Below are 23,175 nucleotides of genomic sequence, written 5' to 3'. Positions count from 1 at the left end.
GTCCATGCCCGTCCGCGTACGCTCGGCGACATGACGGACTACGACCTCATCGTGATCGGCGCCGGCGCAGTCGGCGAGAACGTGGCGGACTACGCCCACAAGCGCGGCCTGTCGGTCGCGGTGGTGGAAGCCGAACTCGTGGGCGGTGAGTGCTCCTACTGGGCGTGCATGCCCTCCAAGGCGCTGCTGCGGAGCGGCCACGCCCTCGCCGCCGCCCGACGACTGGACGGTGCGAAGCAGGCGGTGACCGGACACCTCGACGCCGCCGCGGTGCTCGCCCGGCGGACGTCCTTCACGAGCGACTGGGACGACTCCGGTCAGGTCGCCTGGCTCGACTCCGCCGACATCGCCCTGCTCCGCGGTCACGCCCGCATCACCGCACCGAAGACCCTCGAGGTCACCGGGCCCGACGGACAGGTCCAGACGCACACCGCGCGTGCCGCGATCGCCGTCGTGACGGGGTCCCTGCACACACTGCCCGACGTGCCCGGACTGGCCGACGCCGCTCCGTGGGGCACCCGCGAGGGCACCAGCGCGAAGACCGTCCCCGAGAGCCTGCTCGTGATCGGCGGCGGCGTCGCGGGGACGGAGCTCGCGACCGCGTGGGCCTCGCTCGGGGCGAAGGTCACGATCGTCGCCCGACACGGCCTGCTCGGTGGGATGGAGCCCTTCGCGGGTGAACTCGTCGCCGACGGGATGCGCGAGGCCGGCATCGACGTCCGGCTCGGCGTCAACCCGACCCGCGTCGACCGCGACGAGCACGGCCTGGTCACCACCACTCTCGACGACGGCTCGACCGTCATCACGAGCGAGGTCCTCGCCGCGACCGGCCGGTCCGCCCACACGAAGGACCTGGGCCTCGAGACGGTCGGGCTGACGCCGGGCGACTGGCTCGACGTGGACGACACGATGCTCGTCACCGGGACCGACTGGCTGTACGCCGTCGGCGATGCGAACCACCGCGTGCTGCTGACCCACCAGGGCAAGTACCAGGCCCGTGCCGCGGGCGAGGCGATCGCTGCTCGCTTCCAGGGCACGCCGCTGCACACCGAGCCGTGGGGCGCGCACGTCGCGACCGCCGACCACGCCGCAGCACCCCAGGTGACCTTCACCGACCCCGAGGTCGCGAGCGTCGGCCTGACCGAGGCGAAGGCCCGGCAGCAGGGCATGGACGTCCGCGTCGTCGAGTACGAACTCGGGAACATCGCCGGCGCCGCACTGCAGGCCGACGGCTACGTCGGTCGCGCGAACATGGTCGTGGACGAGACGCGGAAGGTCGTCGTCGGCATGACCTTCGTCGGCCAGGACGTCGCCGAGATGCTGCAGGCCGCCACGATCGCCGTCGTCGCCGAGGTCCCGATCGACCGGCTCTGGCACGCCGTCCCCGCCTACCCCACGATGAACGAGATCTGGCTGCGCCTGCTCGAGACCTACGGCCGCCCGGAGTAGCGCGTGCGGAACCCGCTCCTCGACTCCCCCGTGTCCCGGCTCGGCTGGCTCTTCGCCACCGGGGTCGGGCTCGCCGTGGGCGTGCCCCTGTCGACGGGGCCCGTCCGGGTGGTCGACGGCCTGATCGTCTGCTCGGGACTGCCACGCTGGGTGTTCCGACGCGGTGGCACGTGCGTGGGGTCGGTGTACCTCACGCGCGACAACGACGGCGACCGGGTGCTGCGCCACGAGCGGGTGCACGTCACGCAGTGGCGGCGCTACGGGATGCTCATGCCGCTGCTGTACGCCGTCGCCGGGCGCGACCCGCTGCGCAACCGCTTCGAGGTCGAGGCCGGGCTGGAGGACGGCGGCTACCGCTGATCGCTCGGCCCCGCCGACCACCGGACGGGAGGCCCGTGGCGGCCCCGCACCGCGCCTCCCGTCCGCACGTCCCACCGAGGTTCCGCGACTCGCCGGGTGCAGTGCGCCGAGGGTGCACTGCAGATCGGTCCACACGCCCGAGGTTCCGGAATCACGGAACCTGAGGACGCGGCGGACCGGAGTGAGGACGCGGCGGACCGGAGTGGGGACGCGGCGGACCGGAGTGGGGACGCGGCGGACCGGCCGGGACCGCAGCGACGTCAGCGCGCGCGGCGCGGGACGACCAGGGGCGTGCCGGTCTCGGGGTCGGGGACGACGACGCACGGCAGGCCGAAGACGTCCTCGACCAGGTCGGCCGTCAGGACCGCGGCCGGCGCCCCCTGCGCCACGACCTCGCCCGCCCGCATCGCGATGACGTGGGTCGCGTAGCGCGCCGCCTGGTTCAGGTCGTGCAGCACGGCGACGACGGTCCGCCCCGCCGCGTGCAGCGACGCCGCCAGCTCGAGCACGTCGTACTGGTGCGCGATGTCGAGGAAGGTCGTGGGCTCGTCGAGCAGCACGATGTCGGTCTCCTGCGCGAGCACCATCGCGATCCACACGCGCTGCCGCTGCCCGCCGGAGAGCTCGTCGACGCCACGGTCGGCCAGCGCGAGCGTGTCCGTCTGGGTCAGCGCCTGCTGCACCGCGGTCCGGTCGCGACCGCTGGTGGGGTGGAACAGGTCCTGGTGCGGGAACCGCCCGCGGGACACCAGGTCGCGGACCGTGATGCCGTCAGGCGCGATCGGGGTCTGCGGCAGCATGGCGACGCGCCGGGCCACTGCCTTGGGCCGGTAGGTCGACAGCGGCGCCCCGTCGAGGTACACGGTGCCGGCGCTCGGGGTCAGGGTCCGGGCGAGGGCCTTGAGCAGCGTCGACTTGCCGCACGCGTTCGGCCCGACGATGACGGTCAGCTCGCCGTCCGGCACGTCGACGTCGAGGCCGTCCACCACGACACGGTCGTCGTAGGACAGCCGGAGCCCCCGAGCGCCGAGCGCCGTGGTCGGGGCAGCGACCGGAGCAGTCGCCGTGGCGTTCAGTTCTCGGCCCTGCCGTGCCGCCAGTAGCCCATGAAGGCCACCTGCTTGCGGTCGAGTCCCACGCTGCGGACCAGGTGTCGGCGGAGTTCCTTGACGCAGGCGGCCTCGCCGGCGATCCACGCGTAGAGCTGCGCGTCGGAGGCCGGCGGCACGTCCCAGAGCGTCTGGTGGTCGACGTCCACGTCGACGAGCTCGTCGACGCCCGATCGAGACACCGCCGACCCAGCGACACCCGACGTCGCGGCCACCGCGCTGGACGCCCACGCATGCACGCGCTCGGTCATGCGGGCCCCGTGGGAGGCCCCGTTCCGGGCGATCCAGCGGACCTCGACCCCGGCGGGCGCGGACACGGGCAGACGGTCGGCGTCGGTCGGGACCTCGATGAAGACATGTCCGACGGTGGTGACGTCGAGGGCCTCGAGGATGGCGCAGATCGCCGGCGCGGCGGTCTCGTCCCCGGCGAGCAGGATCCGGCCAGCGGCACCGGGAGCGAACTCCGCCGCACCCGAGGGCAGCTCCGCCGGCGAGGACGGCACGGCGGGTCCGACGATCCGCAGCTCGTCGCCGACGATGCACGAGGACACCCAGCGCGACGCCGGACCGGTCTCACCGTGGGCGACGAAGTCGATGTCGAGTTCCTGCGCGTCGGGCCGGAACGAGCGGACCGTGTAGGTGCGCAGCGGGTTGCGGACCGCGTCCGGCAGGGCACGCCAGGCGCCGTACCAGTCGGCGCCGTCGGGCAGGTCGGTGAAGCCGTGTCCGGGGATCGGCAGCACGACCTTGATCCGCTGGTCGAGGCCGACCGCGGCGAAGGACGCCAGGTCCGGACCGGACAGCGTCACCCGCACGAACGCGGGGGTGAGGCGGGTCACGGCCGTCACGCGGACGGAGAAGACGCGGTACCGGGCAGCCACCCCTCGAGTATGGCATGCCTTACCTAAGGCCTGCCAGGAATCCGCGGGGTGCCAGACTGGCGCGCGTGACCGACGACGAGTTCCACGACCTGGCCGACCTCGCCCGCGCGAGCGGCGTGGCGGACCCGCTCCGGGCCTCCCGGGTGGACCTGACCGACACCGGTCAGGGCGCGGTCTCCGCGATCCGCTGGCAGGACCCGAAGGAGCCCGGCCAGGAGGCCCGGGTCGTCTACCTGCACGGGCTCGGCATCGACGCCCACAGCTTCGACCTGACGGCGATCGCCGTCGGTGCGCCGGCGGTCGCACTCGACCTGCCCGGCCACGGCCGGTCCGCGTGGCGGGACGACGCCGACTACGCGGCGAGCGCGACCGCGCCGGCGGTCCTCGCGGCGCTCGACGCCCTGGCCGTGCCACCGGGGGTGCTCGTCGGGCACTCCCTCGGGGCGATCCTCGCGGCGCGGATCGCAGCCACGGCGCCGGAGCGTGTGACGGGCCTGGTGCTCGTCGACATGTCCCCGGACTTCGCCCAGCGCGCGGTGGACCGCATCGCCCGTGCGCTGGAGACCGAGGAGCCGTTCGTCGACCTGGACGAGGTCGTCGACCGGGCGATCGAGGCCCGGGTGGGCGACGACCGCCAGGTGCTGCTGCGCGAGGCACGGCACACCACCCGTCTGGGCGAGGACGGGCGTCTGGTGCGCCGGCACCACTTCCCGCACCTCGGCGCGGGGCGGACGTCCTCGGTGGGGCGGTTCGCCGACGCGTGGCCGGACCTGGAGTCGCTCGACGTGCCGGTGCTGCTGGTCCGGGGTGACCGCGGCTACGTCTCCCCCAGGCTCGTCACGACCTTCGGCGAGCGCCTGCAGGACGCGGAGATCGTCACCGTCCAGGCGCGGCACGCGGTGCAGACCCAGGCGCCGCTGGAGCTGGCCGCCGCGATCCGGGAATGGGCGTCCCGTCACGGTTTGTTGCACGGGGGCGGAGAAACTCCCACTCGCCGGTAGATTCTCCCGAGCGCGTGCGACGAGAACACCCTCCCCGTGCGCTGGAAGGAACCCACCACCCATGAGCCCCCTCCCCTCACGAGCCGTCCGGAACCCCCGGAGCCTCGGTCGGACCGTGGTCACCGCGACCGCAGTCGCCCTCGCCGCTGCGCTCGCCCTGACCGGCTGCAGCGGGTCGTCCGCGCCGAAGGGCGGTGCCGACGCCACCGTGCGGGTCGGTCTGGTGCTGGAGCCGACCAGCCTGGACATCCGCACGCAGTCCGGTGCCGCACTGGACCAGGTGCTCATCGACAACGTCTACCAGGGGCTCGTCGGGCGCACCGAGGACGGCGGCATCCGCGACGTGCTCGCGTCGTCGCACGAGGTGTCGAGCGACGGACTCACGTACACGTTCACGCTCCGCAAGGGCATCACCTTCCAGGACGGCAAGCCCGTGACGGCTGCCGACGTGGTCTGGTCGTTGCAGCAGGTCAAGGACACCGCGTCCTACGTGGACTCGGCCAAGCTCGCCGGGGTCTCGTCGATCACGTCGCCCTCGGACGGTGTGGTGCGGCTGCAGCTCGCCGCGCCCGACTCGGACCTGCTGTTCAACCTGACCGGGCGGTCCGGGCTGGTGCTCGAGCAGGCGGCGAAGAACGACCTGTCGGACACCGCGAACGGCACCGGGCCGTTCGAGGTCGCCTCGTGGAAGCAGGGCGACTCGCTGACGTTCACCCGGAACCCGGACTACTGGGGCACGAAGGCCAAGGTCGCGAAGATCGTGTTCCGGTACATCACCGACCCCGCGACCGCGGTGAACGCGATGGCGAACGGCGACGTCGACGTGCTCAACCCCGTCGACGGCACGCTGAAGAGCCAGCTGCAGGGCAACCCGGACATCGCGCTGCACTCCGGCAAGACGACGGACAAGTACACCCTGGCGTTCAACGACCGCAAGGCGCCGTTCACCGACAAGCGCGTGCGACAGGCGATCCGGCAGGCGATCGACGCGAAGGCGCTCATCAAGGCCATCGGTGGGACGGGCGTCGAGCAGGGCGGGCCGATCCCGGAGCTCGACCCCGGGTACCAGGACCTGACGGACATCGACGCGTACGACCCGGCGAACGCGAAGAAGCTGCTCGCCGAGGCCGGGCAGCCGAAGCTCTCGATGACGCTGACGTACGCCAACGTGTACCCGGCGACGATCGGCGACGTGCTGAAGTCCCAGCTGGCCGACGTCGGCATCACGCTCACGGTCAAGCGGGTCGACTTCGCCACCTGGCTCTCGCAGGTGTTCCAGAAGCCGGCGTCCGGTGAGCGTGACTTCGACCTGTCGATGGTCGACCACGTCGAGGCGCGGGACTTCGGCAACTGGGCGGACCCGGACTACTACTTCGGGTACGACAACCCCCAGGTGCAGGCGCTCTACGCGCAGTCGATCGCGGCGACCGACGAAGCGACGAAGACGGCGGCGCTGCAGCAGGCGGCGCTGATCGTCAGCGAGGACGCCGCCGGCGAGTGGCTGTACACGGCGACGGAGATCACCGCGGTCCGCAAGGGCGTCACCGGGTTCCCGTACGACGGCGGCAACTCCCGACTGGACCTGGCCGGGCTCGCGCTGGCGGGCTGACTACGATCGTCTCGTGACCCGGTTCCTCGTCGGGCGAGGGCTGCTGCTCGTCGTCGGCCTGCTCGTCGCGAGCATCATCGTCTTCGCGACGTTGCGTGTGCTCCCCGGCGACGTCGCACAGGTCGTCGCCGGCACCCAGGCGACGCCGGCGACGGTCGCACAGCTCCGGCAGCAGCTCGGCCTCGACCGTCCCGTCGTCGTGCAGTACCTCGACTGGATCGGCGGCCTGTTCCGCGGTGACCTCGGGAACTCGCTGGTCACCCGGGGACCGGTCGCGCCGGAGATCGTGCAGAAGCTCGGCGTGACGCTGCCGCTCGCGGGGATGTCGCTCGTCGCCGCGCTGGTGCTCGGCGTCCCGCTGGGGATCCTGGCCGCGGTGCTGCGTCGTCGCGCGGGCGGGGCGGTCATCGCCTTCGTCGCCCAGGCCGTCGCCGCCGTCCCCGTCGTGTGGGCCGGCATGCTGCTCGTCGCGCTGTTCGCGGTCACGCTGCGGTGGCTGCCGGCGCAGGGCTTCCCGCTCGACGGCTGGGCCGAGCCCGGTCGGGCGTTCTCGTCCCTGCTGCTGCCCGCGCTGACGATCGGGGCCGTCGAGGGCGCGGTGATCCTGCGCTTCACCCGGTCGGCGACGCTGTCCGTGCTCGACGCCGACCACCTGCGCACCGCTGCCGCCGTCGGGTTGACGCGGACGCAGGCGCTGCTCAGGCACGGCCTCGGCTCGGTGGCGCTCACCGTGCTGGCGGTGCTCGGCGTGCAGATCGCCGGACTGCTGGTGGGGGCGGTCGTCGTCGAGCAGGTGTTCTCGCTGCCCGGCATCGGCCGGATGCTCGTGACCGACGTCGGACGGCGTGACGTGACGAAGGTGCAGTCGGAGCTGCTCGTGCTGACCGGGCTGGTGCTGCTCGTCGGGTTCGCCGTCGACGTGGTCCACCGCGCGCTCGACCCACGGCAGCGGGAGGCCACCTGATGACCGGACGCAGCACGACCGCACGCCCGAGGGCGCGCCGCTCCCTGTTCCGCCGCCTCGTCGCGACCCCGACCGGAGCCTTCGCCGTGGTCGTCCTCGGGCTGCTCGTCGTCCTGGCCGCGGTGTCCCTGGTCTGGACCCCCGAGGACCCGTTCCGCACCGACCCGTTCCACCAGTGGGCCCCGCCGAGCGCCGCGCACTGGTTCGGCACCGATGCCGTCGGCCGGGACATCGCCAGCTACCTGCTCGCCGGCACCCGCACGACGGTCCTGGTGGCGGTCGGCTCCGGGGTGATCGCCAGCGTGGTCGGCATCCTGCTCACCGCCCTCGGGTCGCTCACCGCCCGCTGGGTGCGCGAGGGCACGGCCGTCCTGCTCGACATCCTGGTGGCGTTCCCCACGCTGCTGACGGCGATGCTCCTCACCGCGGTGTTCGGCGGCTCGCTCGGCATCGTGATCGTGTCCGTCGGGCTGTCGTTCGGCGTCACCATCGCCCGGGTCGCCCGTGGGGAGATCCGCCGCATCGCCCGGAGCGACTACGTCACGGCGGCCCGCGCGTCCGGTGTCGGTCCCGGGGGTGTGCTGCTGCGCCACCTGGTCCCGAACGCCGCACCCGTCTTCACCGTGCAGCTCTCCCTCGCGATGGCGACCGCGGTGCTGGCCGAGGCCGGCCTGTCCTACCTGGGCTACGGCGCGGGGTCGGGCACCGCCTCGTGGGGCAGCCTGCTGTCCGACCTGCAGACCTACATCGGCGTGCACCCGTGGAGTGCGACCTGGCCCGGAGCGGCCATCGCGCTCGTCGTCGTGGCGCTCTCGCTGCTGGGCGATGCCGTGCGCGACGCCTCCGACCCGCGGCTGGCGACGGGCGACCGTGCCCGCAACGCGGGTCGGGAACCCGGCGGCGGGCCCGGGGCCGACCGGCCCGGTGCGGGTACCACCCCGGGCGCGACCGCAGCCGAGACCGGGGTGACCGCATGACCGCACCGCACCAGGACCGGGCCGCAGCCAGCGCGCTCGAGGTACGCGGCCTGTCCGTCCGCATCACGGGGCGGACCGTGGTCGACGACGTGACGTTCACCGTGCCTCCCGGCGGTCGGGTCGGACTGATCGGCGCCTCCGGATCCGGCAAGTCGATGACCTCGCTCGCCCTGATGGGCCTCGAACCCACCGGGGCGGACGTGACCGGCAGCATCCGCCTCGACGGGCAGGAGCTGGTCGGCCTGACCGACCGCCAGCGTGCGCCGTTCCGCGGCGCCCGGATGGGGATGGTGTTCCAGGAGCCCGGCACCGCGCTCGACCCGCTCCGTCGCGTCGGCGCGCAGATCGCGGAACCGCTGCGCCTGCACCGGGGACTCGACCGGCGCCAGGTCGGTACTGCCGTGCTCGACCTGGCACGCGCGGTCGGGCTGCCCGACCCTGAGTCCCTGCTGCGGCAGTGGCCGCACCAGCTGTCAGGGGGCCAGCGGCAGCGGATCTGCATCGCGATGGCGCTCGCCGGCCGGCCGGGGCTGCTGATCGCCGACGAACCCACGACGGCGCTCGACGTCACCACCGAGGCGCGGATCCTCGACCTGCTCGCGCGGCTCGACGTGTCGCTGGTGTTCGTCACGCACGACCTGGCGGTGCTCGCTCGCATCGCCGACACCGTCGTCGTCCTCGACGCCGGCCGCGTGGTCGAGACCGGCTCGGTCACCGACCTGCTCGCGTCCCCGCAGCACCCGACGACCCGCGCGCTCGTCGAGGCTGCCCGCGCCACCGCCCGGAGGACCCCGTGACCGACCCCGCCCTGCAGGCCCTCGGGCTGCACCGCACGTACCGGCTCCCCCGCCGCGGCCCCTTCGAGCCGGGTCCCGTCCGGACCGCGGTGGACGGTGTCGACCTCACCGTCGCCGCCGGGGCGCGACTGGGCATCGTCGGCGAGTCCGGGTCCGGCAAGTCGACCCTGGTCCGTCTGCTGGCCGGTCTGGAGGCCCCCACCGCCGGCACCGTGACCGCTGGGGGCCGCCCCGTGGTCGCGTCCGGGTCCGCTGCCGCGATGCGCTGGTTCCGGCGCGAGACCGGCGTGGTGTTCCAGGATCCCTACGGCTCGCTCGACCCACGGATGCGAGTGGGTGCGATCGTCGCCGAACCCCTGCGTGCACTGCGCCTCCCCGGCGACCACGCGGATCTCGTCGCGGACGCGCTGGCGCGGGTGGACCTGCCCGCCGACGCCGTCGACCGGTACCCGCACGAGTTCTCCGGCGGGCAGCGACAGCGCATCGCGATCGCGCGTGCGGTCGTGCACGGGCCGTCGATCCTGTTCGGGGACGAGCCGATGAGCGCCCTCGACGTGGTGGTGCGGGCGCGGGTGATCGAGCTGCTGGAGTCGCTGGCGTCCTCGCTCGGGCTGACGCTGGTGCTCGTGTCGCACGACATCGGCGTGGTGCAGCGGCTGTGCGACACCGTCGTGGTGATGTCGGCCGGGCGGGTGGTGGAGCGCGGCCCGGTGTCCCTGCTCGACGCGCCGGAGCACCCCGTGACGCAGGCCCTGGTGGCGGCGGCGCCGACGCTGCCGTAGGGGCTCGGGCGGGGTCGCGCGTACGGACTCGGAACGACACGAACGATGTCGTACGACAGCGATGATGTCGCACGAGCCGCGACCCGCCGCATCTTCGCCGACCGAACGACACGACCGATGTCGTACGACAGCGATGATGTCGCACGAGCCGCAACCCGCCGCATCTTCGCCGACCGAACGACACGAACGATGTCGTACGACAGCGATGATGTCGCACGAGCCGCAACCCGCCGCACCCTCACCAGCCGGCGGGGTGCCTCCGCTGCCACCGCAGTCGCCGCTCGAGCTGCGCCCCGAGGGCCAGCAGCGTGCGTTCCCCGCCCGGACGCCCGATCAGCTGCACCCCCATCGGCAGTCCACCGCCGTCCGGGTGCCCGTCCTCGGTGACCCCGACGGGCAGCGTGATCGCCGGCAGCCCCGCCACGTTCGCCATCGAGGTCCACGGCGAGTACGCGCACTGCCGCCGGAAGTCCTCCTCCGGGTCCGACCCGTACCAGCCGAGCGGCCGCGGCGTGAGCGCGAGCGTCGGGGTGAGGACCGCGTCGAAGCGCCCGAACGCCCGGATGAGCGCGACCGAGAACGTGTCGAGCGCGGTCATCGCGTCGAGCACCTGCGTCCCAGCCAATGCCTGCCCCCGGTCGACGAGCCACGACACCAGCGGCGTCAGCGCCGCGAGGTCGATCCCCGGCACGAGCGGCAGCCGAGCCGCCGAGCTCTCCCAGGCGACCCGGAAGGCGTCTCCGTAGGGCACGCGGGGCATCGTGAGGTCCTCGAACCCGTGCCCCAGCTCGCCGAGGACCCGCACGGCGGTGTCGACCACCGCCCGGGCGGCCGGGTCCACCACGACGTCGACGGTGTCGTCCCACGGCGACCCGTCGAGGACGCCGAGCACGAACCGGCCCTCGCCCCGGACGGCGGCGGCGGTGAAGGGCCCGTCGCCGACGTCCGGCGTGACCAGGGCGTACGGCACGGGTTCGTCGAGCCCCGTCGGTGCGACGAGCGCGTCCAGGTACATGCCCGCGTCCGCGACCGTCCGCGTGATCGGCCCGGCGACCGAGAGTCCCCCGACACCGCTGCGGCCCGGCATCGACGGCACGCGACCACGCGACGGCTTGAGCCCGACCAGCCCGGTCGCCGCCGCCGGGATCCGGACCGACCCGCCGCCGTCCGACCCCACCGCCGCCGGCAGCAGTCCCGCGGCCACCGCGACCGCGGCCCCGCTCGACGAACCGCCCGGCGCCCGTGTGGTGTCCCAGGGGTTGCGCGTCACGCCGAACGCCGTCTCCGATGACGACGACATCCCGAACTCAGGACTCGTCGTCTTGCCGAGACTCACCGCACCCGCAGCGTCCATCGCCGCGACGAGCGGGTGGTCGGCCCCGGCGGGCCGCTCCGGCAGCGACGCGGTCCCGGAGCGCGTGGGGACCCCGGCACGGTCGTACAGGTCCTTGTCCGCAGACGGGAGGCCCCACAGCGGCCGCGACGTCGGCACCAGGTGGCCGAGACGGTCGGCTCGCTCGCGCGCGGCCTCCGCGGTCACGGTCACGAAGGCACCGAGCCCCGGGTCCAGCCGCTCGATCCGGGCGAGGTAGTGCTCCGTCGCTTCGCGGGCCGTGGTGTCGCCGCGTCGGATCCAGTCCCAGAGGTCCTGCGCCGACAGGTGGTGGAGTTCGAACACGGTCCCCGAGCCTAGGCGGAGCGCCCCGGACACACGCCGGAACCCGCCGACCGTCGTGCTCGGTACGCTCGTCGGATGGCCCGTCGGTACCCGTCCACGATCGCGGCCCCCGTCGAGCACGAGATCGTCATCACCAGGTCGCGCTTCATCACGCACGTGGTCCCCGTCACCGCCCCGGCCGAGGCGGACGCCGTCATCGCTGATCTCCGCCGACGGGCATGGGACGCCCGGCACCACTGCACCGCGATGGTGACGGGGGTGCTCGGTGACCAGGCACGGTCCTCCGACGACGGCGAGCCCTCCGGGACCGCGGGCGTCCCGATGCTCGAGGTCCTGCGACGACGTGACCTCACCGACCTCGTCGCCGTCGTCACCCGGTACTTCGGCGGCGTCAAGCTCGGGGCCGGCGGACTGGTGCGCGCCTACTCCACGTCCGTGTCCGAGGCCCTCGACCGCGCGACGCTGGTCCACCGCGAGGCCCTCGTCGACGTCACGGTCGACGTCCCGCACGCCGACGCCGGACGCATCGACAACGTCCTGCGCGACTGGGTCCAGCGGCACCACGCGGTCCTCGGCCCCACCACGTACGGCCAGTCCGCCACGTTCGCCGTGTCGATCCCCCGCGACGACGTCCCGGTCCTCGGCGCCGACCTCGCCGCGGCGTCCGGCGGGTCGCTCGACCCCGTCGTCGGCGACGAACGGATCGTCGACGTCGCAGCAGCCCCGGCCGACCTCCGCGACACGTCCTCGTCGCGGTGACGCCCACCGACGCGAGCCTGCCCGGCCCACACGGACCGGTGCCCGTCCGCCGGTACCGGGCCACCGACCCGGACCCGACCCGGCGGACCGCGCCGCCCACGCTGGTCTGGCTGCACGGCGGCGGCTTCTTCCGCGAGGACCTGGACCAGCCCGAGGCGGACGCGGTCGCACGGACGCTCGGTGACCACGGCCTCCCGGTCGTCACCGTCGACTACCGGCTCGGCCCGGTCCCCGGGTTGCCACGCGTCGGCCGGACGGGACCACGACGGCGGCTCAGCGCTCCCGCAGCGCACGACGAGGTGGTCGCGGTCGTCACGGCGCTCGCCGAGCGCGGAGAGCGCGTCGTCATCGGCGGCGCGAGCGCCGGAGCGTGCATCGCCGCAGCGGTCGCCGCGACCCTGCGCCACGGAACCGGTCCCGACGCTGCGCCGCTCGGCGTCGTCCTGGCCTACGGGTTCTTCCACGCACGGCTGCCCCGCGACCGCGCGGTGCTCCGCTCGGTCCGCGGACACCGACGCCTCACCCATGCCCCCTGGGCGCTCGACGCGGCGAACCGCGCCTACGCCGGGACCGCCCAGGGGGCGGCCGACCCTCGGGCGTTCCCCGGCGGGCACCCGGTGGACGCGTTCCCACCGACGCTCATGCTCGACGCCGACCACGACGCCATGCGCGCGTCAGGAGCGCGGTTCGCCGACGAACTCCGGGGCGCGTCGACGCCGGTGGAGCGGCACGTCCTGCCCGGTAGCCGACACGCCTTCCTGAACAGGCCCGCGACGTCCGACTTCGCTGACGCGGTCGACCGCATCGCCGCCTGGACGGCCGACCGGTGACGGATGCAGCGGCGGTGCGCGACGCCCTCGCCGCGAGCGTCGACCACACGGACTGGAGGATCGTGGGGCCACTCACAGGCGGCCGTCAGTCCGGAGCGTGGCTGGTCGAGGGTCCGGGCGGCGACCGTGCGGTCGTCAAGCTCGCGACGTCCCCGGACTGGGCGGAACGCCTGTCGACCGCTGCGCGGTCCGTCGCGCGCGTGCGCGCAGCCGGGTACCCGACCCCGGCGTGGTCCGCTGTCGGCAGCACGCCCGCGGGGGTCGGCTTCGTCATCCAGGAGTTCCGACACGGCAGGCCGACGGAGGTCGTGGACGAACGGGTCGCCGTGGCGCTCCTCGACGTCATCGCGTCCGAGGCCGGTCTGGACCCGGAGCCCGCGCGGTGCTGGTCCGACTTCGTCGTCGAGCAGGTCGGTGCCGGGCTCGACCGCCTGGTCGACGAGGCGAGACCCGACCCGGGCCTCCTCGCGGCGTGCCTGTCGTTGGCCGCGTCAGCGCCGCTGGATCCGAGACGCTGGCCCCGCACCGACATGGTGCACGGTGACCTCCGTCCGGCGAACGTGCTGTTCCTCGGAGACGCGGTGAGCGGTGTGGTGGACATCGAGGCGGTGGGCAGCGGCACGAGGGCGTTCGACCACGCGACCCTGCTCACGCACCAGGCGATCTCCCCTGGTGCGGTCCGCATGGTCGTCGACGCGGGCGTCGATGCCGCCGGCGTCGACGTGTTCCGGGCGTGCTGCGCGTTCGCGTTCCTCGACCTCGCCCGGTTCAGCGTGCAGGCCGGTGGAGGTGCCGATCACCGGCGCACCGCGCTCGCTCGGGAGCTGACGAGCCGCGCGGTCGCCGTGGAGCAGCTGACGCGCTGACGAGCCCTGCGCTCCCCGATGTCGGTGTTGCTCGGTCAGTCCGGCGGACGTCCGTCACGGTCATCCGACGACGCTCGCCGCTCCAGGAGTCGACGACCTCTTCCGCCCGACCGGTCCGGAGCACCCGGAGGGCTTGCGCATCGCCGCGATCGATCGCCACCTGGTGTGTGGTGCGGGTCCACCAGGCGCTCGAACGCGGGATGCGGCAGGAGCCCCTGCACCTCGATGGCATCGAGCACCCGAGCGGCGTCCTCCTGCCGGAGGAACGAGAAATCGATCTGCCACGACGGATCGTCATCGGCCGCCGTCGGCCGGGAGTTGGTCGCTGGCCCGACCCACTCGGGGAACGCGGCCGACGCGTCCGAGAGCGGATCGGCGTGCGGTCACTCCTTATAGTTCCGTTTGCGGATGATCCCGAGGACGATGCCGTAGACCATCACGGCCCCGATCAAGGGCAGCGCAATCCACATCCCTGATGCACCCGCAGCGAACATGGCCAGAGGCTACGCCGAAGATCCCCATGCCGATGCACATGGTCGGCCTGGCTCAACTCGGCATGCCGCTCATCGACAGCGCAGCCGTCGACGACCTCGCCTCGATGTGCGTCGGGCTCGGCAGGTACTCGTTCCTGCTCAGTGTCGCGCCCGCACGCATCCCCGGCCTGACGGGCATCCCGGTGAACCCCGTCGCCATCTTCTGAGGCGGGCCCGACGACACGTTGGTTCAACACGCGCCCGGCAGGCGATCGACTACCGATCGCCTGGTCGAACGACACGGAGCCTCCCCAGACCCATGAACGGCAGGAGGAGCAACGGTCCCACCCCTCGATCATTGCCAATGAGAGCATCAGCTGTCATCGCCCGATCACTCTCGGGGACGACGGCGCTGTCGCCCGACAAAGGTGCAGTCAGTGCCAAGCGGCCAGTACGACGGCTGACACAGCCAAGAACGAGAAGCGCGCCCAGCTGATCAGGGGTAGTCGATCGTTTCGCAGACTCGTGGCTACCCTCTTCGGTCAGGTCAGGTCGCGTGGATCCCGGAACTGACCCCAGCCGAATCGGCTCGCGGCAACGAAGTCCTGCAGGTCACTCTGCACCAACCGCACCGTCGCCGCGGGGCCGTCCTCGAACGAGAGGGACGACGAGCCGCCCTCCTCGCCCATGATGCGCCATCGCACCCACGCTCAGACACCGTGCTGCGTGCTGCTCGGCGGAGTCGTCGAGCAAGGTCTCCGGCGGGAGCGTCGGGCCGTCCGCACCGTCGTCGACTCGGACGAACCGGAATTCGAGCGACCGCAGCTCGCGCGGGTGCAGCATCCCGGCGAACATCGGCGCGAGCAGCACCGTGAGGTCCGCCACGGTCGTCACTGCGGTCATCTCCCCAAGCTAGTGCGCCCCGGACTCAGAGCCGGGCGAGCGCGGATGCGTCGATGCCGTTCGCAGTCCGCCACCACTCGAACGATGACCGCAGAAGCAGGGGTGGCCACCCAAGGCCGTTCCCGACTTCGCCGAGACGCCGAAATCGCTACGGCTGCGCCGAGCCGCCGTGAAGTCCGGTGATACCTCGAAGCCCCCGCAGCGCAAACGCCGTCCGAGCCGCGGGCGCTGACGAGGTCATCGACTACACCGACACCGACGTCCTCGCCGCCGTTGATTCGCTGGCCTGTGCTGCTGTGAATTCGCTCACGCGATGAACGAGCGGTTGGTGATGTGCAGCGATGATGCTGGCGGTCATGCGCCGCTTGATCTTCCTTTGGTTGTCAGTGGTCTTGCTGCTCATCGCGGCGGTGGCGTTCGTCACCGTGCCGGGCCGATCGGGGCCGTCAGCGCCGCTACCAGCGCCGAGTGCGTCCGCGAAGGCGGTCGCAGCGGCGTTCCTCAACGCGGCGGTGCGCCGCAACTGCCCTGACATGCGAGCGTTGTCAGATCCCGATGACACTGACTGGTGCCCGGCTAACCGTTACGAGCAGTGGGCAGGCGACGGTGACCCGACGATTCACTCCTGGTCCGGGCTCAGGAGTGTCTCGGAACACTCAGATCCACAGCAGTGCTTCATGTACGACATGGATCAGTCCGGAGCGACTGGCATGTCCCCGGGAGCAATCACATTCGGACTCTGCCTGCGACACCAGGCCAACGGCTGGCGCGTCTCGAACGAGGGCGTGGGCTACTGACCTTGTGGTTCACATCGATCATCGCCATGTGGCTCGTAAATCTGTACGTTTCCAAGACATCCGCGGGGAAGTTCTGCTGGGGTGCACTGGTCGCCGAGTTCCGGGGTCGTCGAGTGTCTCGGTAATCCGTCTCAACCGACGAGCCGTCGCAGGATGGCCAGGACGGGATTCGCCAGTAGCGCGACAGTGCCTCACGGCTTGGACGCGCTGTAGGGAACGCAACGAGAGCCACTCCGCCGAAGAGGACGAGGACCGCTGAGAGTCGATCGAGCCTGCCGTCTGACGTCGCCATTCGCATGCAGCCCGCGAAAATGAGCACGCCGCCGAGCACAGCGACGAGGACGCGTCGAGTGGTGATGACTGCGAACCTACGCCGCGTGAATCGGCCGGACGGCTCGACGTTGCGGCCCGTGTCGTCGTCGCCATCATCGGAGTGATCGGCATCCTCCGGGATCGTCGCTGACTTGTCCGATAGCGGATCGGCTATCGAGGCGAGTTCCGGGGTTCGCGTTTGGCTGCCCTAACGGCCAACCAGATGTCCACAACCCAGCCAAGGGCCCCGATCACGATCAACCCGCTTCCGATCCAGACCGCAGCCGATTCACCGGATGACACGTTGCCGACGATCACCGCGATACCGGTGAGGACGAGGGCGCCGCTCGCCACGTCGAGCAGAACTCGAGTCCACGACCGTCCTGTCCCCTTGAGGCCGAAGGTCTCTCTCGGAGTGCGCATGACTGGAGGGTACGCAACGGCCTTGAGCCCGGATTGTCGCCGACGCGGCGGCCTGTTCACCATCCCTGAGCGCCGAAGTTCAACCCGCCGGGACCTTCCAGATGGGCCCCCCTCCGCTGAGCGTGGACCCATGGAACGGGCCGCAGATCGCGTTGTCGTCCCCGACGTGGTCGGGATGCCGTTCCATGTAGGACGAGACCTTGCGAACGACGCCGGTGTCGCTTTGGCGAATCCAGATCCGGACGGACCTCCGATCAGCGCCATCGCCTAACCAGGGCTGTTCTCCATCACCTCGCAGCGTCCGACTGCAGGGACCGAGATGCACCGGTGGGACTCCGTCGTCATCGAAGTCGTCGCACATGGCGACGCCGATTCGATCGCGCACGCTCCGAAACCGGACAAGCCGAGTGTTGACAGTGCGCAGGCACACCCGACGATCGATTCCTACGTCGACACGACAGAGACTGGCGACGGAGGTGCCAGCGAGCAGCTTCCGATCGGGCCGTGACGGCTCACCAGCGCTCCTGAACCGCCCGGAGGTCGATCGTCATCCGAACGAGATCAGTCAGATGGTTGAGTGATCTCATGGAGCTGTTCATCAATGCCGAGGGTGCAGAGCTGCCAGCCACGCTGACCGTCCCGCAGGCCTCGCGGGCCGGTCTCGTCGTGTTGCACGGGTCCGGCGCCGGAGAACGCGACTACTTCCTCTACGAGCACTTGTCGCGGCTTCTCCCGGACTTGGGCGTCGCCGTACTCCGTTACGATCGACGGCCGGCAATCGACGGACATGACGTACCGTTCGAGTTGCAGACGGATGATGCGGCCACGGCGCTTCAGGTTCTCGGGGACCACGTTCCCGGCGTGCCGCTCGGCGCTTGGGGCTACAGCCAGGGAGCGTGGGCGGCTGCCCTCTTAGCTGTAAGGATGCCTGAGCTCATCAGATTCTTGATCGTCGTATCAGGATCGGGCGTGTCGCCTGCCGAACAGATGCGGGCGGGGAGCGCGGAACAACTTCGGCGCCAGGGCTTCGCGGAGGCCGATGTGGCTGACATGCTCTCCGTGCGTCGCACCGTCGAGGCCTACCTCCGATCGGGCACCGACCGTCGCGGCACGCAAGCAGTCCTGGACCAAGCTATGACCCGCGCTTGGTTCCCGTGGGCGTCGCTCGCGGGAGTAGTATCCGAGCCGGGGACGTGGCATGACATGGACTTCGATCCTCGGCCCGTTCTCGACCAGATCACCTGCCCGACCCTCGCGCTGTACGGCGAGACCGACGAATGGATTCCGCTCCCGGAGAGCATCGCGGCATGGTCAGTGAAGGATGCTCATGGGACCGGCCGAGACGTCACCATTGCGCAGCTTCGGGGCGCGGATCACCTGCCGACACTCGGCGGTGTTGCGGATCCCGTTGCCATCACTAATGACTACGAGCGGGTCATGTCGGACTGGCTACAGCATCGATTGACCCTTCTCGGGCGAGGTTCTGCAAGCTGAGAGCCCATGTCCGACAGGCGATCGGCTGTCGGACGACCGAGCGCGGTAGCGTGCGCTGGTGCAGATGGTCGATGGCGTGTGTGTCTGGTGGAGTGACGAGGACGGTTGGGGTGCTCTTCGTTCGGATGAGGTCGAGTCGGATGTCTTCGTTCACTTCTCCGACGTCGACATGACCGGCTACCGCTCTCTTCGAGCCGGACAACGTGTTCGGTTCGAACTGGAGCCGTATCCGCGGGGGCAGGATGGCTACTTCTTCCGTGCCCACAATGTCGTGATGATCTGACCTCTGACTGATCCGCCAACGGACCGTGGACCTCCCGAGCCGGCTCAGTGCCCCGTGAGCTGACGATCGACGCGGCCGCGAAGAACGCGAAGACCACCACGACGACGATGGAGAAGCCGCGAGTCGGCTCGGGCGCTTCCCCTCTTCTTCGCCTGTCGATGCCACGTGAGATGCGGAGCGTGAAGGAGACGATCGCCCCGAGGAGGGCAACTCCTGCGGCGACTGTCAGTGCGGTCGTCACGTCATCTCCGATGCAGCTCAAGGCGGGTGAGGCGAAGCCTGCCAGCCTGAGAGTGGATCGGTGCGTCACCCGTGAGACGTCTCATGAGCCGATCGGTCCGCGAGGCGGACCCGCAAGGACTGTGGGCGGTCCGGGGTCCCCGGAACCGCCGACATCACTGACCCAGCTGGAAGCCGACCGCTGGACTCAAGATGCCATCGATGAGTGCGACGGCCAAGGACGCGACGCTGAGGACAGCTCCGATGACGAGCACGATTCGATCAGCACGTCCACCGAACCACGCTGAGACGAGAAGGAGGCCAAGGAACACGAGCCCGAGCCCCGGGAGCAGGAGGTTGCTCGCCAGCTGCGCGAGGAGCACGACCCCGAGGAGCAGCGCATGCTTCCCTGTGGATTGGTCGCCGTTACCGGGGAGCCCCAGTTCCATCAAAACCGGACGCCTTCGTCAGCAGATAGGGTGCCTCTCTTCGCGATGGTTGCGTGCATGCTGCCACCGTAGCGCGGTATGTATCGACCGATTCCGTACTGGATCCCTGAACGGGACACCATCAGTCAGCAGTGCTGCACCCAGATGTTCGGCTCCACGTAGATCCCCTCGTCCGCGCCGCGGTCGACGCGTAACGTCGACAGGCCTCCCGGGATCACGTACTCCCCCGACGCCGGCAGGACCATCCCGGTCCACTCCTCCCACTGGGCGACGGTGCCGGTCATCACCTGCGACCGCGGGGCGACGTCAAGGACGCGCGCGCCCATCCGCACGCGCGTGCGCAGCCACGGGTCCAGCGGCATCCCGTCCTCCCGGGTCCAAGCGGCGTAGACGTCAATCGGCGTCAGCGGGTAGCGCGGCTTCATCGTCGGGCGCAGTGGCACGATCACGTGCTCGTAACCGCTCGAGACGCTGAGGTCGCGGAACGCGGTGAGCAGCGTCCCGGCGAGCCCGGCGCCGGTGCGGTCGGGATGCACCTGCGCGGCGCAGACGACGAGCGTCGTAGCCTCGTCCTCCTCCTCGAGCGCGCGGCGGAGGGAGTCGCCGTACCCGGCAGGCAGACCCTCGCGAGTACCGTCCCAACGAATCGGCACCGCCCAGCCCGCAGCGACCGGCACGTCCTCGTCAAGGACCACCAGCTCGAATCGGGTGAACCGCTCGCGGACCTGGGGCAGGTGGTCCTCCGCGAGGCGGTCGGCAGAGATGAACACCGGCCACCCCGAGCTGAACAACGCTTCCATCTGCGCGCCGTCGCGCAGTCGAGCGTTGAGTACTTCTACCGACGTCATGGTCCCAGTCTGCGCGGAGGACGGCCGCCAGGCGATCGGCTGTCGAGACCTCGACACGAGCGGCCCGGTGTGCCTACGATCGGCGCTGTCGGCACGTTCGTCGGCAGATGGGGAGTGTGTCTCCCGGGTGGGTGGGCTCCGTTCATGGAGCCCACATGACTGTCGTCTACCGACGTCTCTTGGCCGATCGGCCCTTCGTTGCCGGCATCGGATCGGTTGCCCTCTCGGCTGTGGCGCTCGGGATGATCCCCCTGTCGCTGATCCTCGCCTCTGGCGGGTCCTTCGTTGATGGGGCCTTCGCCGCGGGTGCGTTCGGCCTGGCAAATGCGGTGGGCGTCCCGGTCCAGGGGGCGCTGATGGCGCGCATCGCTGCGCGTTGGGTCGTGGGCGTCAGCGCATGTGTGAGCTGCGGCTTCATGCTCGCGGTCGCTGCAGCGCCGGGTTCGGCGGCGCAGCCGGTCCTCCTGGCTGGGGCTGGGGTGTCGTTCCCGGCCCTGGCTGCAGCACTTCGCGCGTCGATCCCGCGCTCGTTCTCGGAATCGGGGGAACGTGCCGGCGCCTCCGCGTTGCTCTCGGTCGCGTTCCAAGCGGGACTCGCGGTCGGGCCGGTGGCGGCGAGCCTGCTTGCGACGTCGGTCGGTGGACGTCTGAGTTCCGTGGTCGTCGCGGCGGTGATCGTGACTGCGGGGTTCCTGCTGGCGTTCTCGGTGGGGGATGCCGCGCCCTCGCGTCGTTCCGGCTCACCTCTCGGCATGGCCGGCGTGGCGTCGTTCGGTCGGGTCCTCGCGATCGGCGGGCTGGTGAGCATGGCGACGGGATCGTTGACCGTCATCGTTCCGGCGGTCGCGCAGGCGGTCGGGAGCCGAGGACTGGCAGGACCGGTGCTGGCGGCGCTGGCGCTCGGTGAAGCGGTCGGTGCGCTGCTCTTCGGCGCCCGCCCGTGGCCGGGCAGTCGGCGGTCGCACCTGGTCACCGCTCTGGCACTGACCGCCAGTGGGTACGCGGCACTGGCGCTCGTTGCTGACCAGCTCGTGCTCGTTGCGGGCTTGGTGTTCATCGCCGGGGCGCTGTCGAGCCCGGTGGCGATCCTCCTGTCCGCCTCGCTCGACGACGTCGTGCAGCCAGGAATGCTCGCCAGCGCCTACGGCCTGGTCGTCGTGGCTGCTGTCGGAGGCGCTGCGCTGGGAACGAGCGTGGCAGGCCTGATCGTCGGCGGCCCGACTGGCATCGCCGGCGCAGCGGTCATGTCATCCACGGCCGTCGCATCCGCAGTGGCCTGGCGATTCCCCACATTTAACGTCCAACGACGTCGCACTGAGGGATCGATTGCAGGGACGCAGCGCTGACTCCAGCGCGGCGAAGCGTGGCAATTCAGACGACCTAGCGAAGATCCGCGAGTGGGCCAACGCCGAAGGGCACGAGGTCTCGAGCCGCGGACGCATCAGCCAGGCCATCGCGACGCGTACGACGCCGCGAACTGACGCTGCCCAACTGCGACGACAGCCGACGGCTCCTGGGACACCGACCGTGGCCGTTCGCGCTGACCGTGGGCTCCCGTGTCAGTTCAACGCGATGGACCTCACTGCCCCGCTGGACGCGGACAGCCCACACGGGGCGTCACCAGCCGTGCAGCTTGGTGATCTCCAGCTTCGTCGGCCACAGTTCACGGCGCGTGTCCGGAAGCCCCACCGCGTTTCGTTCGAACAGGCCGTGCTCGTCGCCGTAGATGCTCATCGCGATGAGGGTGCAGATCGACACCAGCTGGAAGCGCGGATCCCATACGTCGTCTTCCTCGACCTTGCGGACGCCGTCTCGTCCTCGCACCAGCGGCGGCTCTTCGGTGCTCTTCACCGCGATCACGCCATGGCTGCAGACGGTGATCCAGTCAGGATCCCAGAGGAAGTCGACAACTCCCTTCAGCTCCTGGTCCCACCGGCCGAGGGACTGCTCGATGGAGTCGATCGCCGCGCCTGGGAACTGTCCGTCCCCGACGCCGCCGTTGGGCCACTGCCAGAGCCGAACGATCTCCTCCGGCACGACCACACCGCGTTCGGCCCACGGGTCGAGGATCTCCGCTCTGCTCAGTCCTGGCCGGAGACGCTCGTCGGGGTCGAAGCCCGCGGCACGCTGCTGGGCCCCGTATTGGACGAGGAGTTCGTCGAGCAGCTCAGGGCTCGCCCCACGAACCATCAGACCGCGATCCGTCTGGACGAAGTCATCGAGTTCCATGCCGGTCACTCCTTGGACTGGTTGCACCACGTTCTCGTGTGCGCGGTCGGGGTTGGAAGGACACGCCGGTCAGCCCTGCGCTCCCCTGGCTGCGATCGCCCGGTTGGCCTCGGCGATCGCAGCCCGGTCCTCGCGGGACAGTCCGGCACGCAGCAACACCCGATCGAGGACCGCGCTCTTCAGCGCCAGGTACGCGTCGATGTCCGCGGCCGAGGCTGCCGCGCGTCGCTTCACCGCGCCGTACTCGTCGCGCAGGGCAGCGTCTGCGCGCAGCACGTCACGGACGCCCACGTGGTTCCGGAGCGTGAGCGAGCCCGCGGTCACGACGTAGGTGTTGCTCGGACGGAACCGCTCTGGGGTGAGGAACGCCACGCGCTCGGGCACCCCTGACGCGGCGGAGCGCTGGAACCCGATCCGCTCGAGGGCGCGGACCGCGGCCTCCACGGCATCCGCCTCGATGACGACGTCCACGTCGATGACCGGCTTCGCCGCGAGCCCCGGCACGGCGGTGCTGCCGACGTGCTCGATCGCGGTGACCGGCACCGCAGCGCGATCGAGCGCGGCAGCGTAGGCGTCCCGCAGCTCGACGAACCGTGCCGGCCAGCCGGGCTGGTACTCGACCACCTCGGCGCGCCCCATGCCGATCGACGGTACCGGACACGGAGCCTGATCGGTCGTAGGCT

General features: G+C 71.1%; 24 protein-coding genes and 1 pseudogene. 16 read left to right on the top strand and 9 right to left on the bottom strand.

The window, feature by feature from the left end; genetic code table 11:
- Positions 1-30: 30 nt before the first annotated feature.
- Positions 31-1,449, top strand: a complete 1,419-nt coding sequence (locus tag BIU90_RS12860; protein ID WP_071300608.1) for an NAD(P)/FAD-dependent oxidoreductase — start codon at positions 31-33, stop codon at positions 1,447-1,449.
- Between the two features lie 3 nt (positions 1,450-1,452).
- Complete coding sequence (locus BIU90_RS12855) at positions 1,453-1,809, top strand: Fe-S oxidoreductase (protein ID WP_071300607.1); 357 nt, start codon at positions 1,453-1,455, stop codon at positions 1,807-1,809.
- Between the two features lie 260 nt (positions 1,810-2,069).
- Here the strand turns inward: BIU90_RS12855 and BIU90_RS12850 are convergent, their stop codons facing one another.
- Complete coding sequence (locus BIU90_RS12850) at positions 2,070-2,885, bottom strand: ABC transporter ATP-binding protein (protein ID WP_071301014.1); 816 nt, start codon at positions 2,883-2,885, stop codon at positions 2,070-2,072.
- Positions 2,882-3,799, bottom strand: a complete 918-nt coding sequence (locus tag BIU90_RS12845; RefSeq protein WP_071300606.1) for a siderophore-interacting protein — start codon at positions 3,797-3,799, stop codon at positions 2,882-2,884. The genes BIU90_RS12850 and BIU90_RS12845 overlap by 4 nt, the downstream gene beginning before the upstream one ends.
- 65 nt (positions 3,800-3,864) lie before the next feature.
- On the opposite strand from BIU90_RS12845, the gene BIU90_RS12840 reads away from it, so the two are divergent.
- From BIU90_RS12840 to BIU90_RS12815, 6 genes are all read left to right on the top strand, one after another.
- Positions 3,865-4,800 (top strand): alpha/beta fold hydrolase, encoded by a 936-nt coding sequence (locus tag BIU90_RS12840; RefSeq protein WP_175470214.1) that lies wholly within the window; start codon positions 3,865-3,867, stop codon positions 4,798-4,800.
- Positions 4,801-4,861: 61 nt separating this feature from the next.
- Positions 4,862-6,409 (top strand): ABC transporter substrate-binding protein, encoded by a 1,548-nt coding sequence (locus tag BIU90_RS12835; RefSeq protein ID WP_071300604.1) that lies wholly within the window; start codon positions 4,862-4,864, stop codon positions 6,407-6,409.
- Between the two features lie 13 nt (positions 6,410-6,422).
- Complete coding sequence (locus BIU90_RS12830; protein ID WP_071300603.1) at positions 6,423-7,373, top strand: ABC transporter permease; 951 nt, start codon at positions 6,423-6,425, stop codon at positions 7,371-7,373.
- Entirely contained in the window at positions 7,373-8,350 is a 978-nt protein-coding gene (locus BIU90_RS12825) for an ABC transporter permease (RefSeq protein ID WP_254787047.1), read from the top strand. The genes BIU90_RS12830 and BIU90_RS12825 overlap by 1 nt, the downstream gene beginning before the upstream one ends.
- Entirely contained in the window at positions 8,347-9,147 is an 801-nt protein-coding gene (locus BIU90_RS12820) for an ABC transporter ATP-binding protein (protein ID WP_071300602.1), read from the top strand. Before BIU90_RS12825 ends, BIU90_RS12820 begins: the two co-directional genes overlap by 4 nt.
- A complete protein-coding gene (locus tag BIU90_RS12815; protein WP_071300601.1) occupies positions 9,144-9,929 on the top strand; it encodes an ABC transporter ATP-binding protein in 786 nt (261 codons plus the stop codon). The genes BIU90_RS12820 and BIU90_RS12815 overlap by 4 nt, the downstream gene beginning before the upstream one ends.
- 238 nt (positions 9,930-10,167) lie before the next feature.
- Here the strand turns inward: BIU90_RS12815 and BIU90_RS12810 are convergent, their stop codons facing one another.
- Positions 10,168-11,607, bottom strand: a complete 1,440-nt coding sequence (locus BIU90_RS12810) for an amidase (RefSeq protein ID WP_071301013.1) — start codon at positions 11,605-11,607, stop codon at positions 10,168-10,170.
- Positions 11,608-11,682: 75 nt separating this feature from the next.
- Here BIU90_RS12810 and BIU90_RS12805 point away from each other — a divergent pair, with 75 nt between their 5' ends.
- From BIU90_RS12805 to BIU90_RS12790, 4 genes are all read left to right on the top strand, one after another.
- Entirely contained in the window at positions 11,683-12,366 is a 684-nt protein-coding gene (locus BIU90_RS12805) for a YigZ family protein (protein ID WP_071300600.1), read from the top strand.
- Positions 12,363-13,196: an alpha/beta hydrolase gene (locus BIU90_RS12800; RefSeq protein WP_071300599.1), complete on the top strand. Its 834-nt coding sequence runs from the start codon at positions 12,363-12,365 to the stop codon at positions 13,194-13,196. The genes BIU90_RS12805 and BIU90_RS12800 overlap by 4 nt, the downstream gene beginning before the upstream one ends.
- The gene (locus tag BIU90_RS12795; protein ID WP_071300598.1) at positions 13,193-14,062 is read left to right on the top strand and encodes an aminoglycoside phosphotransferase family protein; all 870 of its coding nucleotides are present in this window, start codon (positions 13,193-13,195) and stop codon (positions 14,060-14,062) included. Before BIU90_RS12800 ends, BIU90_RS12795 begins: the two co-directional genes overlap by 4 nt.
- 520 nt (positions 14,063-14,582) lie before the next feature.
- Positions 14,583-14,762: a hypothetical protein gene (locus BIU90_RS12790; RefSeq protein ID WP_071300597.1), complete on the top strand. Its 180-nt coding sequence runs from the start codon at positions 14,583-14,585 to the stop codon at positions 14,760-14,762.
- A gap of 385 nt (positions 14,763-15,147) precedes the next feature.
- Here the strand turns inward: BIU90_RS12790 and BIU90_RS12785 are convergent, their stop codons facing one another.
- Positions 15,148-15,438 carry a hypothetical protein gene (locus BIU90_RS12785; protein WP_139195269.1) on the bottom strand — a complete coding sequence of 97 codons (291 nt, stop codon included), beginning with the start codon at positions 15,436-15,438 and terminating at the stop codon, positions 15,148-15,150.
- 244 nt (positions 15,439-15,682) lie between these two features.
- Positions 15,683-15,973 carry a hypothetical protein gene (locus tag BIU90_RS18750; protein WP_175470213.1) on the bottom strand — a complete coding sequence of 97 codons (291 nt, stop codon included), beginning with the start codon at positions 15,971-15,973 and terminating at the stop codon, positions 15,683-15,685.
- A 1,582-nt stretch (positions 15,974-17,555) separates the two neighbouring features.
- On the opposite strand from BIU90_RS18750, the gene BIU90_RS12770 reads away from it, so the two are divergent.
- Positions 17,556-18,464 (top strand): S9 family peptidase, encoded by a 909-nt coding sequence (locus BIU90_RS12770; RefSeq protein ID WP_071300593.1) that lies wholly within the window; start codon positions 17,556-17,558, stop codon positions 18,462-18,464.
- Positions 18,465-18,528: 64 nt separating this feature from the next.
- Positions 18,529-18,747 (top strand): cold-shock protein, encoded by a 219-nt coding sequence (locus BIU90_RS12765; protein WP_071301012.1) that lies wholly within the window; start codon positions 18,529-18,531, stop codon positions 18,745-18,747.
- 395 nt (positions 18,748-19,142) lie between these two features.
- Here the strand turns inward: BIU90_RS12765 and BIU90_RS12760 are convergent, their stop codons facing one another.
- Together BIU90_RS12760 and BIU90_RS12755 are read right to left on the bottom strand one after the other, a co-directional pair.
- Complete coding sequence (locus BIU90_RS12760) at positions 19,143-19,415, bottom strand: hypothetical protein (RefSeq protein ID WP_071300592.1); 273 nt, start codon at positions 19,413-19,415, stop codon at positions 19,143-19,145.
- A 125-nt stretch (positions 19,416-19,540) separates the two neighbouring features.
- A complete protein-coding gene (locus tag BIU90_RS12755; RefSeq protein WP_071300591.1) occupies positions 19,541-20,263 on the bottom strand; it encodes a hypothetical protein in 723 nt (240 codons plus the stop codon).
- A gap of 179 nt (positions 20,264-20,442) precedes the next feature.
- Here BIU90_RS12755 and BIU90_RS19040 point away from each other — a divergent pair, with 179 nt between their 5' ends.
- Both BIU90_RS19040 and BIU90_RS19035 read left to right on the top strand, forming a co-directional pair.
- Complete coding sequence (locus tag BIU90_RS19040) at positions 20,443-21,609, top strand: MFS transporter (protein ID WP_254787046.1); 1,167 nt, start codon at positions 20,443-20,445, stop codon at positions 21,607-21,609.
- Positions 21,590-21,661: pseudogene (locus BIU90_RS19035) on the top strand (hypothetical protein); the annotation flags it as partial. The gene BIU90_RS19040 and the pseudogene BIU90_RS19035, both read left to right, overlap by 20 nt.
- A 219-nt stretch (positions 21,662-21,880) precedes the next feature.
- Here BIU90_RS19035 and BIU90_RS12745 read toward each other — a convergent pair.
- Positions 21,881-22,492 carry a hypothetical protein gene (locus BIU90_RS12745; RefSeq protein ID WP_139195267.1) on the bottom strand — a complete coding sequence of 204 codons (612 nt, stop codon included), beginning with the start codon at positions 22,490-22,492 and terminating at the stop codon, positions 21,881-21,883.
- Between the two features lie 69 nt (positions 22,493-22,561).
- Positions 22,562-23,131 (bottom strand): GrpB family protein, encoded by a 570-nt coding sequence (locus BIU90_RS12740; protein WP_071300588.1) that lies wholly within the window; start codon positions 23,129-23,131, stop codon positions 22,562-22,564.
- Positions 23,132-23,175: the final 44 nt, after the last annotated feature.

The sequence above is a fragment of the Curtobacterium sp. MCBA15_001 genome (assembly GCF_001864835.1).
In the GTDB taxonomy this organism is placed as follows: domain Bacteria; phylum Actinomycetota; class Actinomycetes; order Actinomycetales; family Microbacteriaceae; genus Curtobacterium.
Note: the sequence above shows the minus strand (reverse complement) of the source record. Positions and strands in the feature narration are given on the sequence as shown.

Excerpts from the sequence above, each read along its gene's own strand:
- BIU90_RS12860 (WP_071300608.1), top strand. The coding sequence starts at position 31 with ATGACGGACTACGACCTCATCGTGATCGGCGCCGGCGCAGTCGGCGAG.
- BIU90_RS12835 (WP_071300604.1), top strand. The coding sequence starts at position 4,862 with ATGAGCCCCCTCCCCTCACGAGCCGTCCGGAACCCCCGGAGCCTCGGT.
- BIU90_RS12825 (WP_254787047.1), top strand. The coding sequence starts at position 7,373 with ATGACCGGACGCAGCACGACCGCACGCCCGAGGGCGCGCCGCTCCCTG.
- BIU90_RS12820 (WP_071300602.1), top strand. The coding sequence starts at position 8,347 with ATGACCGCACCGCACCAGGACCGGGCCGCAGCCAGCGCGCTCGAGGTA.
- BIU90_RS12805 (WP_071300600.1), top strand. The coding sequence starts at position 11,683 with ATGGCCCGTCGGTACCCGTCCACGATCGCGGCCCCCGTCGAGCACGAG.
- BIU90_RS12790 (WP_071300597.1), top strand. The coding sequence starts at position 14,583 with ATGCCGATGCACATGGTCGGCCTGGCTCAACTCGGCATGCCGCTCATC.
- BIU90_RS12785 (WP_139195269.1), bottom strand. The coding sequence starts at position 15,438 with ATGACCGCAGTGACGACCGTGGCGGACCTCACGGTGCTGCTCGCGCCG.
- BIU90_RS18750 (WP_175470213.1), bottom strand. The coding sequence starts at position 15,973 with ATGTCAGGGCAGTTGCGGCGCACCGCCGCGTTGAGGAACGCCGCTGCG.
- BIU90_RS12770 (WP_071300593.1), top strand. The coding sequence starts at position 17,556 with ATGGAGCTGTTCATCAATGCCGAGGGTGCAGAGCTGCCAGCCACGCTG.
- BIU90_RS12765 (WP_071301012.1), top strand. The coding sequence starts at position 18,529 with ATGGTCGATGGCGTGTGTGTCTGGTGGAGTGACGAGGACGGTTGGGGT.
- BIU90_RS12760 (WP_071300592.1), bottom strand. The coding sequence starts at position 19,415 with ATGGAACTGGGGCTCCCCGGTAACGGCGACCAATCCACAGGGAAGCAT.
- BIU90_RS12755 (WP_071300591.1), bottom strand. The coding sequence starts at position 20,263 with ATGACGTCGGTAGAAGTACTCAACGCTCGACTGCGCGACGGCGCGCAG.
- BIU90_RS12745 (WP_139195267.1), bottom strand. The coding sequence starts at position 22,492 with ATGGAACTCGATGACTTCGTCCAGACGGATCGCGGTCTGATGGTTCGT.
- BIU90_RS12740 (WP_071300588.1), bottom strand. The coding sequence starts at position 23,131 with ATGGGGCGCGCCGAGGTGGTCGAGTACCAGCCCGGCTGGCCGGCACGG.